This window comes from Streptococcus sp. 2021WUSS109, assembly GCF_044427305.1.
GTDB classification, from domain to species: domain Bacteria; phylum Bacillota; class Bacilli; order Lactobacillales; family Streptococcaceae; genus Streptococcus; species Streptococcus suis.
This window is the reverse complement of record NZ_JAOTGF010000033.1, coordinates 1-11109: the sequence shown is the minus strand read 5'-3', so window position 1 is coordinate 11109 and position 11109 is coordinate 1. Positions and strand designations below refer to the sequence as shown.

Genomic DNA, 11109 nt, shown 5'->3' with positions numbered 1-11109 from the left:
CATCTATTTTTATAATCATCAACGATTTCAAGAACGCAACAACGGCCTTGCCCCTCTTGAAATGAGGAACAAGGCCGTCGCCTAATCTTTTATTATTTCATTGTCCACTTGACAGGGAGCAGTTCATATTCTCCTCTCGCGATTTTTTTATTCAAAATTATAAATCAAAGACTGAAATTGTTGGAAAAAGAGGTCTGGATAGCGTCGATTCTCTCTCATTTCCTCCATCAGACTTTGGAGGTCGGTCATGTTGTCAGTGATGATGCCGTCCACTTGTAGCAGCAACATCTTAGTCATACTCTCCTCATCATTTGGTGTCCAAGCATACACTGACTTACCGCGAATCCAAGACTTGGTCATAAAATTTTGATCCAGCGAGGTATACTCCATTGTGTAGCCGTCAGCAACCGTCGTCGGATAGACGGAGTTGAACGGAAGAATAAAGAAGGATACTAATTTCTCGCTATACTGCTTTATTTCAATAATGGTATGGTAATCTAATGATTGCATTTGGTGCCCTTTGGCAATCAAACGTTGACCGTATTTTTTCAAGAAATTACGGGTGAGGTTTGGTGAGTCTGCCTTGGTCACTTTAATTTCTACCAATAATTTTTGTCCTAGCTCATCCGCTTTTTCAAGATATTCATCAAAAGAAGGAACTGGAGCTGTCATACCGTTTTCTGATGCAGTCATCCCTGTCAACTCTGCAAGAGTATAGTCATGTGTACCTCCGGGATTGCCCGTCAAAGCCAATAAATCCGTATCATGCATGACAATAAACTGACCATCCTTTGTCTCCTGAACATCCATCTCAATGTAGTCTGGTTTGAGCTGAGAGGTTTTCTCTAGGGCTTCAATAGAGTTCTGGACAGCATTGCCGTCATCGACACCTCGGTGAGAAATGGTAACCGGCAGAGTGTCAAAGGGAAAGTAGAGGGCAAGCGCTCCTTGGGTACCGAACACCAGACCAGATACGAGCAAAATGGCTAGTCGAAGGTGATGACGGAGGCGTTTACGGCGGTAGATTGGGAGTTGTTTTCCTGTTAGGAGGCTGACAAATCCCATCATGAAGAGTGCGACTACTCCGTAGTAGGCTAATTTTAGAAGTGCGTAACAGACAACTGCCAGCCAGTAAGAAATACTTGGTACAAAATGCTCTGCTAACAGTTGCACAAGATAGAATAGTCCTCCTACTCCTGTAAATAGGAGAACTGGAAAAGTGATCAACCAAATTAGACGGAACAATGAACCGATCTGCTTTCTGCCTCTGGTCTTCTCCCAAGAATAAGCGATAGACTCCTTCACACCCCTGTGTTCAAAATAAATGTTTGGCAGAGCGTACATGAAGCGTGCCGCAAGCCAGAAGAACAAGAGGAGGAAGACCAAAATCAATATTCCTAGCCAGACTGTATTGGATAGGTAATCTACGATAAATTGGGGCACTACGATTTTATTAAAATAATAGATATTTAATACTCGGCGTAAAAATGGGAGAAGAATAACTGAGTAAAAGAGCAGAAATAGAACCTTTGGTAGGCTACTGTGACGGATAATCGCCACCATACTATCTCGTACATCCCGTAAATAGTCGGGGAGGTGCTTGACTTTTTCATCCAACAGTTGCCAAACCCCTGTGAACAATAGAGCTAATTCTAGGTAGGCAATGGCAATGTTGACAAAAAAGAGGAGAATAAACAAGCCTGTCACGAGCAGATTTTCAGCAAACACCGATAACAAATTCGTCGGTGAAAGATAGGCATGCCCTGTCATAGCTAAGAGCCCCTCAGAAATCCATGAATTGAGTGGTATCCAAACAAATTCCATAAAGGTAAACAGGGTAAAGAAGAGCAAGAGAATCTTGTCTAGGTTGTAATATATTTTTTGAAATTCACGTTGTATCTTTTTCATGATTCTAGTGTCCCATATTCTAGCAAGAATTGCAAGCCTTCATCAAATATGCTAGACTAGAAAAATAAAGGAGGTTCTCATGATTAGAATTGCACCGATGACTGAAGATTATTTGCATACACTTTGGAAGATTGGCCATCGTGAAGTCGCACTTCGCTGGAAGGAATTTGCAGCTCCCTATTTTGATGACTACCAGGCATGCGCCACTTTTGAAGATTTTCAAGCACTTGAACTCTACCAGTGGTTACAAAAAGATTGTGTCAGAGCAATCCTAGTGGATCAGCTGCCTATCGGATTTGTGAGCTATTACTGGGAGTGCCAGTCAACACGCTGGCTCGAAATCGGGATTGAAATCTATGACGATAAGGTCTGGGGAAAAGGATATGGCACAGCTGCTCTCCAACTCTGGATTGATACCATTTTCCAGCAATTTGCAGAATTGGAACACATCGGTCTCACTACCTGGTCTGGCAACAAGGGCATGATGAGAACCGCAGAAAAATTAGGCATGACCAAAGAAGCCCATATCCGCAAGGTTCGATACTGGCAAGGGCATTATCATGATTCTATCAAATATGGAATTTTAAGAGAAGAATGGTTAGAGCATAAGAAAAAATCAAGTTCCTAAGAGCTTGATTTTTTACTTACTTATCTATCTTCCAAACAAACGTGCAAAGAAGCCTTTAGCTTGCACTTCTTCTGCCTGTGCTTTAACTTCGTCCAATTCCAACTTGAGAACTTCCTTATCGGCCATAGCTTTTAGTGTCAATTGCTGTTGCTGATCCAACTGTTTATCCTTCTCAGCAATCTGCACATCTTTGACCTTGAGTTGTTCATCTTTTTCGGCAAGTTGCTTATCTTTGGCTTTTAATTGACTATATAAGCGGATGATTTCAGCATTTTTCTCGTCAACTAAAATTTCCATCAATTCACGATGCTTGACTTCATCGCTAATCGGCTCATCTTCAAAAATGGTTGTTTTGTAGATTTCCTCCAACTTAATCAAGCCAGCACGGTTTACAACGGTCACACCCTTGTCATTTTTATCTACAAATTCTTCAGGAAGTGATTTGACACGATTATTCATAGCCTGCCGGCTCACTCCTAAAATTTCAGCTAACTCACTGACTGTTTTTTCGATTCCCATAATATCCTCGGTACTTACATTTCTCATAGTTTGTATCATTAAAATATTACCACAGAACCCTATCCCTGTCAAATCTAGGGGAATTTTCTTACCAAGCATTAGTGGATAATCACAAACCTCAAAAGTATCTTATCTCCATGCAATGTTATGTAGAAACGAAATATACATTCTATCTAATAAAACCATTTTTAGCACTCACTTGCTTGAACCAATATCCAGATTTTTTGACAGTACGCTTCTGAGTTTGAAGGTCAAGCGAGACCAAACCGTATCGGTTTTTATAGGCATTTAACCAAGACCAGCAGTCAATAAATGTCCAGACCATATAGCCCTTACAGTTCGCCCCTTCATCAATACCTCGATGGAGCTGAATCAAATGGTCTTCCATGAAGTTAATCCGATAGTCATCTTGAATCATGCCATTTTCTTCAAAAATATCCTCCCCTTCAACTCCCATGCCGTTCTCAGTTACCAACCATTCGATATTCCCATAGTTTTCCTGGATATTTTTGGCAATGTCGTACAGCCCTTCTTCGTAAATTTCCCAGCCTCTATGGGGATTGATTTTCTTGTCAGGCTTATCATAAGGCTGGAAATATTGGGATAGGAAAGTAGCTTCTCCGTTCCATCCATCTTCTGAAGGAGCCTGCACGCGCAGGGGCTGGTAGTAATTTACCCCCAGGAAGTCAACCCTATTTTCTTTGATAATGGTCAATTCCTCCTCTGTGGTTTCTGGACGTAAACCGTGTTTTTCAAGAATGTCAACCAGTTCCCTCGGGTATTGTCCCAAAACAGATGGATCCAAAAAGCTTCTCGTTTGAAATAGCTCAGCAATCCGTGCTGCCTGTAAATCCTCTGGACTCTGACTTCTTGGATAGGCAGGAGTAAGATTGAGAACAATGGAAATTTTGTGGTCTGGGTGTAGTTGGTGACAGGCCCGAACAGCCAAAGAACTAGCTAATTGCGTATGGTAGGCTACCGCCACGGCAGCCTTGGCATCAACCTTGCAAGGGTAATGGTAATTACCTAGGTAGCCACATTCTACTGGAACAATGGGTTCATTAAAGGTAATCCAATGATCCACCAGATCTCCAAAAAGACTGAAACACTGGCGAGCATAAGCCTCATAGGCCCAGACAATCTCCTTATTTTCCCAGCCCCCTTTTTCCTGCAAGACATAAGGCAAATCGAAATGATAAAGATTGACCAAAAGCTGTATCCCACGCTCTCGAATACCTGCAAATACAGCCCTATAAAACTCCACAGCTTGCGGATTGACCTCGCCTATCCCTTCCGGAATCAGACGTGACCACTGTATAGAGGTGCGAAAAATACTATGACCTGTTTCCACCAACAAATCCAAATCTGACTGGAAATGTTCATAGAAAGTCGATGTTTGTTCCGGTCCTATTTGCTGGTGAAAGAGCTTAGGTTCCTGATTGTACCAGTAATCCCAGTTATTCCAGCCCTTTCCATCACCAGCTACGCTTCCTTCACTTTGAGGCCCTGAAGTGGAGGAGCCCCACAAAAAACCTTCTGGAAAACGATACTCTCTTTGCTCAGTTACCATTCTTCTACCTACTTTCTTTCATGCTACAGATGGAATTGTTAGAACCTGGATTCACAATGCAGCTTCCACAAAAATACTTTGCTTGTACATACAGGCTCTTGATAAAAACTAATTTCCCTTAGTCTAAGTATACTCCCCTATCCCGTCAATGGTCTTCCGCAATTTCAAGGAAAAACTCCACAAATCATAGCAAAGACTCAAACTACTTTCTTGATGAAAATATGATACAATAAAGGCATGAATACAGTAGATACCATTATTATCGGAGCGGGGCCTGCTGGCATGATGGCCGCTATTTCTTCCAGCTTTTACGGCAAGAAAACCCTGCTCCTCGAAAAAAACAAGCGTTTGGGTAAGAAACTGTCTGGCACAGGTGGCGGACGTTGCAATGTGACCAACAACGGCACCTTGGAAGACCTACTAGCTGGCATTCCTGGAAATGGCCGCTTTCTTTACAGTGTCTTTTCCCAGTTTGACAACCACGACATCATGAATTTCTTTCAGGAAAATGGGGTCAAGCTCAAGGTCGAGGACCACGGTCGTGTCTTTCCGACCACCGACCGTTCCCAGACCATTATCAAGTGCCTGGAGATGAAGATGCTGGAAAACGGCGTGGACATCCGTACAGGGACTGAGGTGGTTTCCGTCCGCAAGATGGACGACCTCTTCCATGTCAAGACCAGCGAGGAAACCTTTACAGCACCTCAGCTCATTGTCACCACCGGCGGCAAGACCTATCCTTCCACCGGCTCGACTGGCTTTGGTCACGACATTGCCCGCCACTTCAAGCTGGAAGTCACGGAGATTGAGGCTGCTGAAAGCCCTGTCCTGACCGACTTCCCACATAAGAAGCTCCAAGGCATTTCCCTGGACGACGTCACCCTGACCTACGGCAAGCACGTCATCACCCACGACCTGCTCTTTACCCACTTTGGCCTGTCGGGGCCCGCTGCTCTTCGTCTGTCTAGTTTTGTCAAAGGCGGCGAAACCGCATTTCTCGATGCTCTGCCGACCCATTCTGACCAAGACCTGTTTGAGCATTTAGAAAAGAACAGAGAAAAATCCGTCAAGAATGCTCTTTCTGAACTCATGCCAGACCGCCTAGCCGACTTTTTCGCTGAAAACTACGATTGCAAGGTCAAACAGGTCTCCCAAAAAGACCTAGTCCAGCTAATCACCCTGCTCAAAGCCCTGCCGATTAAGATTACAGGCAAGATGTCCTTGGCCAAGTCCTTTGTGACCAAGGGAGGCGTTGACCTCAAGGAAATCAATCCAAAAACCTTGGAAAGTAAGAAGATTCCTGGCCTTCACTTTGCAGGTGAGGTCTTGGACATCAACGCCCATACAGGCGGCTTTAACATCACTTACTGTCTTGCGACTGGCTGGGTGGCAGGGAGCTTGCATTACTAGTTTTTACATCAAGTTCAAGCAAAAATTTGCTTGAATTTTTTTGTTTATTATTGTATGATAAATCCATAACAATATAACAAAAGGAGATTGGCTATGCAACTGAAACTGTCTTCTATTTCTAAAAAATTTGACCACAAGATTATTCTGGAGGATGCCAGTTTTCAATTTGAACAAGGCAAGATTTACGGCTTGCTAGGACGGAACGGGGCTGGTAAGACAACCTTGTTTAACTGCATTTCCCGAAATTTGACCTTGGATAGTGGCTCGATTCAGTTTGTAAAAGGCGAAGAAACATTTGACTACGATAATACGGACATCGGTTTTACCCAGACCTATCCGCAACTGCCTGCCTTTATGACAGCCTATGAGTTTGTCCGCTTCTATATGGACATTCATAAGGATAAACTCAAATCTCCTCGCAGTCCAGAAGAATGGCTGAACTTGGTCGGTATCGGAGAAGAAGACCAGCACCGTCTGCTCAAGGATTTTTCCCACGGTATGCAGAACAAGGTCCAGTTGCTTCTGTCTTTGATTGTCCAGCCACCTGTCCTTCTCTTAGATGAGCCGCTGACTTCCTTTGACCCTGTGGCTGCCCACGAGTTTAAGCAGCTAATTCGGGAAGCCAAAAAGGATTCCGTCATTATCTTTTCTACCCATATCTTACAACTGGCTCAAGACCTCTGTGATGAGATTGTTTTGCTCCATCACCAAGAATTGCAAGCAGTTCCGAGTAACAAACTTCACGACCCTGACTTCGAACAGGAAGTGGTTGCCTTGCTGACAGCAGATTAGGAGAAACCTATGAAAACAATATTACGTTATTCTTGGTATCAGGAAAAATATAACCTCTATCGGTCAGTCAACGGATTTTTCTACTATCTACGGAAACTGCCACTTGTGGGAAAGAGCATTCCAGAAAGTATTTTCAAGTCTTACAGCTTTAAGTCTGGTCTCTTTTTGGTCCTGCACATCCTCTCCATCCCCAGTCGCTTTCTGGTCAAGGGAATTTGGTTGCTCTTTCATTTCTACCATGCTTCTTTCTGGATGAATATGCTAGTCAACGGGGAGCTGACCTTTTGGAAAATTCTCCCAAACACTTGGCTCCTTGGCTTTATGTTCTGGCTTTTGTTTGTCGGACTAAGCTATCGTTTGGGGAAGAGCTTAGACCCTGTTATCTCTAAAGCAGATCGAGAATTTATGCAGAATTTCAGCCTGTCACAATCCAGCTTTCTTCAAAGCCAACTTTTTATCGAGCCTATCCTGACCACTATTTACTACCTGCCAGCCTTAACCATTTTTTGCATGATAACCAAGGAGTGGTTAGTTTTTCCTATTGGTTTGATGACAGTGCTGGCAGGTCATCTAGCTGGCCATGCCCTCAATCGTCTGCTCTTTGAACGTCGTATCTTTTCCCGTCGCAATTCGTGGCATGCTTGGCTATGGATCGCGTTTGTTTTTGTTTTATATGTTTTGGCTATTGTCTTCCGTAATCAGCTCTCCTCAGGCATGCTAGTCCCTATCCTGCTTGTCCAACCATTTCTGATTTGGTTTAGCTATGGTTATTTGAAGCAACAAACCAACCACCTAGACTATCTTTCCTACTGTATGGACGAGTCCTTGCAAATGGATAAGAAACTTTTTGAGATGACCAAGGGAAATGAATACACTCGCCAGGGTTTGCAGATGCAGGCAAAACTCAATGCGAAAACAGGAAAGGACCTGTCCCACCTGTCTGGCATGACCTACTTAAATGCTCTGCTATTTGACCGCTACAAAAAAGTCCTCTATAAGAAGGTGCAGAACTGGGTCTTGGCAGTAGTCGTGATTCTGGCAGCCCTGGAGGGGATTCGTTACTTTTTAGATCCGTTTACCTTTACGGAAGCCTACTTGCTCCAATTCCTACCGCTTTCCTTCATGATTATGTACGTAGCTTCGTCGGGCAAGGTGGTGGCTCAGATGGTCTTTGTTAACTGCGATATTTCCATGCTTCACTATCCCTTCTATCGAGAAGCCAAGACTATTATCGCTGGTTTTAACTACCGATTTTTGCAGACCTGCAAGCTCAATCTCATCTTTGCGACCAGCCTCTTTTTGGCTATCATGGTGCTGGGGCGGTTTGCCTTTAGTTTGGAAACCATTCTACTAACTGCCCTGCTCCTCATCAGTCTGACCGCTCTCTTTTCCTTCCACGATCTCTTTATCTACTATATTCTCCAACCCTTTACCAAGGATATGGACGTGAGCAATCCCCTCTATAAATTTCTTAGCGGTGCTCTCTACTGGGTGGCCTATCTCAACACCCGAATCAATGTAGGTAGCCACACCTATATCCTGCTGGTTTCCCTAGCTATGATTACCTATGTTAGCATCGGTTACTGGATTTTATTGAAAAAAGCTCCGCAGACTTTTAGATTAAAAGCATGAAAAACAGCCTCTCGCAAGAGAAGGCTGTTTTTTAGGTATGACGAGCATGTCGTATCAAAAAAATCCAAAGTCGAATGACTTTGGATTTTGGGGGTTCGATAGATAATAACTGATACCTACCAATCATAGCGAGGGAATTTCCTTGCTATGAAAGAGTATCATACTACTATCTTATAGGAAAATTGCGGCTTCCAAAAGAGTTCTGAGGAAGAGCTTATCTTAAGCTTCTTCGTCTCTTCTTCTCTTTGCTGCAAGAAGTGCTAATCCGAGTCCAAGAGCTACTAATCCGAGTGAAGTTGCTGAATTTGCTTCCTCACCAGTATTCGGTAATTGCTTAGCTTTCTTCTCAACATTATTTGCATTTGTAGTAACTGATTTAACTTTCACTCCTGCTGCAGAATTATTTTCGTCTACTGCTACAACTTCAGCTTCTGCTGAATCAGAACTATTTCCAACCTCGTCTTTAGAGTATGCTGTAACAACTGTACCTGGCTTAATAACAGAACCTGGAACGATTACTTGCCCAGTCACAGGGTCCACAATCACCACTGTATTACTTGCCGTCCATAAACCATCCGTACCTTTCGTAACAACTACAGTTTGCGGCTTACCATTGTTATCTACGTATGAAACAACAATCTCAACAGCTTTTTCAGACGGTACAATCACAATATTACCTTTGCCATCATTTGCGACCGTAGGAGCAGTTTTATCTGCCTGCTTCACAACTTCTACTGGTGATAGCAAATCAATAGTTCCATCTGGATATTTAATTGTCACTGAAGCATCTTTAGAAACATTAATCTCTGTTCCTTCTGGGAGGTTATTGTTCTCTTTAAGGAATGCCTTGATACGAGCAATTTCTTTTTCAGTCAAGTTATTTGGATCAACCACTGGTGTTACTTTCGCAGCTGGTTTAATTAGAGCTGCCATTGGAAGTTTGATTTTTTCCAACTCTTGATGAGTTCTAACACCATTGATTAAAACAATCGCTTCCTCAACAGCTTTATCAATTTCAGATTTAGCAGCTTCCTTAGCTGCATCTGTCAGGTTCGGATTGGAGTCAATGACTGACTTAGCGGATTCTGCTTCTTTAGCAATCTTGTTCTTCACATCTTGTTTAGCGGCGTCAAGAACATCTTTGGCGATGGCGCCTACGCCTTTGTCCTCTGCCGATTGCGCTTCGACTGGACTTGTTGAAGCATCAATTGCATCTGTCGCAACTTTAGCATCTGCATCTACCGCTTTCTTAGCTGATTCCTTCTCTGCATCTGTCAAGTTTGGATTCGCGTCAATGGCTGACTTAGCAGCGTCGGATTCTTTAGCAATCTTGTTCTTCGCATCTTGTTTCGCGGCATCAAGAACGTCTTTGGCGATGGCGCCTACGCCTTTATCTTCCTCGGCTTGAACTGCATCTGGAGTTGACGCCTTAGCAATTGCATCTGTCGCAACTTTAGCATCTGCATCTACCGCTTTCTTAGCTGATTCCTTCTCTGCATCTGTCAAGTTTGGATTCGCGTCAATAGCTGACTTAGCAGCGTCGGATTCTTTAGCAATCTTATTCTTAGCATCTTGTTTAGCTGCGTCAAGAACATCTTGGGCGATTGAACCTACGCCTTTGTCCTCTGCCGATTGCGCTTCGACTGGACTTGTTGAAGCATCAATTGCATCTGTCGCAACTTTAGCATCTGCATCTACCGCTTTCTTAGCTGATTCCTTCTCTGCATCTGATAAGTTCGGATTGGCATCAATTGCTTCTTTAGCTGCGGCTGCTTCTTTGGCAATCTTGTTCTTAGCATCTTGTTTCGCTGCGTCAAGAACATCTTGGGCGATTGAACCTACGCCTTTGTCCTCTGCCGATTGCGCTTCGACTGGACTTGTTGAAGCATCAATTGCTTCTGTCGCAACTTTAGCATCTGCATCTACCGCTTTCTTAGCTGATTCCTTCTCTGCATCTGATAAGTTCGTATTGGCATCAATTGCTTCTTTAGCTGCGGCTGCTTCTTTGGCAATCTTGTTCTTAGCATCTTGTTTCGCTGCGTCAAGAACATCTTGGGCGATTGAACCTACGCCTTTGTCCTCTGCCGATTGCGCTTCGACTGGACTTGTTGAAGCATCAATTGCATCTGTCGCAGCTTTAGCATCTGCATCTACCGCTTTCTTAGAAGCTTCCTTCTCTGCAGCTGATAAGTTCGGATTGGCATCAATTGCTTCTTTAGCTGCATCAACTTCTTTGGCAATCTTGTTCTTAGCATCTTGTTTCGCTGCATCAAGAACGTCTTTGGTGATAGCGCCTACGCCTTTATCCTCTGCCGATTGCGCTTCGACTGGACTTGTTGAGGCATCAATTGCTTCTGTCGCAGCTTGGGCAGCTGTATCCACTGCTTTCTTAGCGGATTCCTTCTCTGCGTCTGTCAAGTTTGGATTGGAGTCAATTGCTGACTTAGCGGCGTCAACTTCTTTAGCAATCTTGTTCTTAGCATCTTGTTTAGCGGCTTCAAGCTCACCATCTTTCACAAGTGAAGTCAACCTATCAATCGCAGCCTTATCTGCAATTTTCTGTGTTTCTTTAGCTTTTTCAAGATCTGCTAGGGCTTGTGCTTTTTCTGCTTCTTGCATAGCCGTAGTTGCATTGTCACGAATGGTTTCT

Annotated in this window: 8 protein-coding genes; 4 read left to right on the top strand and 4 right to left on the bottom strand. The window is 43.6% G+C overall.

Annotated elements, in window-relative coordinates; genetic code table 11:
- Positions 1–147: 147 nt before the first annotated feature.
- On the bottom strand, positions 148–1908 hold the full coding sequence (locus tag ODU37_RS10035; protein WP_248021461.1) for a glycerophosphodiester phosphodiesterase: 1761 nt from the start codon (positions 1906–1908) through the stop codon (positions 148–150).
- A 79-nt stretch (positions 1909–1987) separates the two neighbouring features.
- Between ODU37_RS10035 and ODU37_RS10030 the strand changes: the two genes are divergently transcribed.
- On the top strand, positions 1988–2536 hold the full coding sequence (locus ODU37_RS10030; protein ID WP_105121616.1) for a GNAT family N-acetyltransferase: 549 nt from the start codon (positions 1988–1990) through the stop codon (positions 2534–2536).
- Between the two features lie 24 nt (positions 2537–2560).
- Here the strand turns inward: ODU37_RS10030 and ODU37_RS10025 are convergent, their stop codons facing one another.
- Together ODU37_RS10025 and ODU37_RS10020 are read right to left on the bottom strand one after the other, a co-directional pair.
- Positions 2561–3055: a DUF536 domain-containing protein gene (locus ODU37_RS10025; RefSeq protein WP_015646325.1), complete on the bottom strand. Its 495-nt coding sequence runs from the start codon at positions 3053–3055 to the stop codon at positions 2561–2563.
- A gap of 169 nt (positions 3056–3224) precedes the next feature.
- Positions 3225–4625, bottom strand: coding sequence for a glycoside hydrolase family 1 protein (locus tag ODU37_RS10020; protein ID WP_105121617.1), 1401 nt, complete (start codon positions 4623–4625; stop codon positions 3225–3227).
- A 237-nt stretch (positions 4626–4862) separates the two neighbouring features.
- Here ODU37_RS10020 and ODU37_RS10015 point away from each other — a divergent pair, with 237 nt between their 5' ends.
- The 3 genes from ODU37_RS10015 (at position 4863) to ODU37_RS10005 (ending at position 8459) form a co-directional block, all read left to right on the top strand.
- Positions 4863–6035 carry an NAD(P)/FAD-dependent oxidoreductase gene (locus tag ODU37_RS10015; protein ID WP_024389216.1) on the top strand — a complete coding sequence of 391 codons (1173 nt, stop codon included), beginning with the start codon at positions 4863–4865 and terminating at the stop codon, positions 6033–6035.
- A 93-nt stretch (positions 6036–6128) separates the two neighbouring features.
- The gene (locus ODU37_RS10010; protein ID WP_105121619.1) at positions 6129–6827 is read left to right on the top strand and encodes an ATP-binding cassette domain-containing protein; all 699 of its coding nucleotides are present in this window, start codon (positions 6129–6131) and stop codon (positions 6825–6827) included.
- A gap of 9 nt (positions 6828–6836) precedes the next feature.
- A complete protein-coding gene (locus ODU37_RS10005; RefSeq protein ID WP_249562448.1) occupies positions 6837–8459 on the top strand; it encodes a hypothetical protein in 1623 nt (540 codons plus the stop codon).
- 219 nt (positions 8460–8678) lie between these two features.
- Here the strand turns inward: ODU37_RS10005 and ODU37_RS10000 are convergent.
- Positions 8679–11109 (bottom strand): DUF1542 domain-containing protein (locus ODU37_RS10000; protein WP_398580479.1); only part of this gene is annotated, 2431 nt, incomplete at its 5' end.

Excerpts from the sequence above, each read along its gene's own strand:
- ODU37_RS10035 (WP_248021461.1), bottom strand. The coding sequence starts at position 1,908 with ATGAAAAAGATACAACGTGAATTTCAAAAAATATATTACAACCTAGAC.
- ODU37_RS10025 (WP_015646325.1), bottom strand. The coding sequence starts at position 3,055 with ATGGGAATCGAAAAAACAGTCAGTGAGTTAGCTGAAATTTTAGGAGTG.
- ODU37_RS10015 (WP_024389216.1), top strand. The coding sequence starts at position 4,863 with ATGAATACAGTAGATACCATTATTATCGGAGCGGGGCCTGCTGGCATG.
- ODU37_RS10030 (WP_105121616.1), top strand. The coding sequence starts at position 1,988 with ATGATTAGAATTGCACCGATGACTGAAGATTATTTGCATACACTTTGG.
- ODU37_RS10020 (WP_105121617.1), bottom strand. The coding sequence starts at position 4,625 with ATGGTAACTGAGCAAAGAGAGTATCGTTTTCCAGAAGGTTTTTTGTGG.
- ODU37_RS10005 (WP_249562448.1), top strand. The coding sequence starts at position 6,837 with ATGAAAACAATATTACGTTATTCTTGGTATCAGGAAAAATATAACCTC.
- ODU37_RS10010 (WP_105121619.1), top strand. The coding sequence starts at position 6,129 with ATGCAACTGAAACTGTCTTCTATTTCTAAAAAATTTGACCACAAGATT.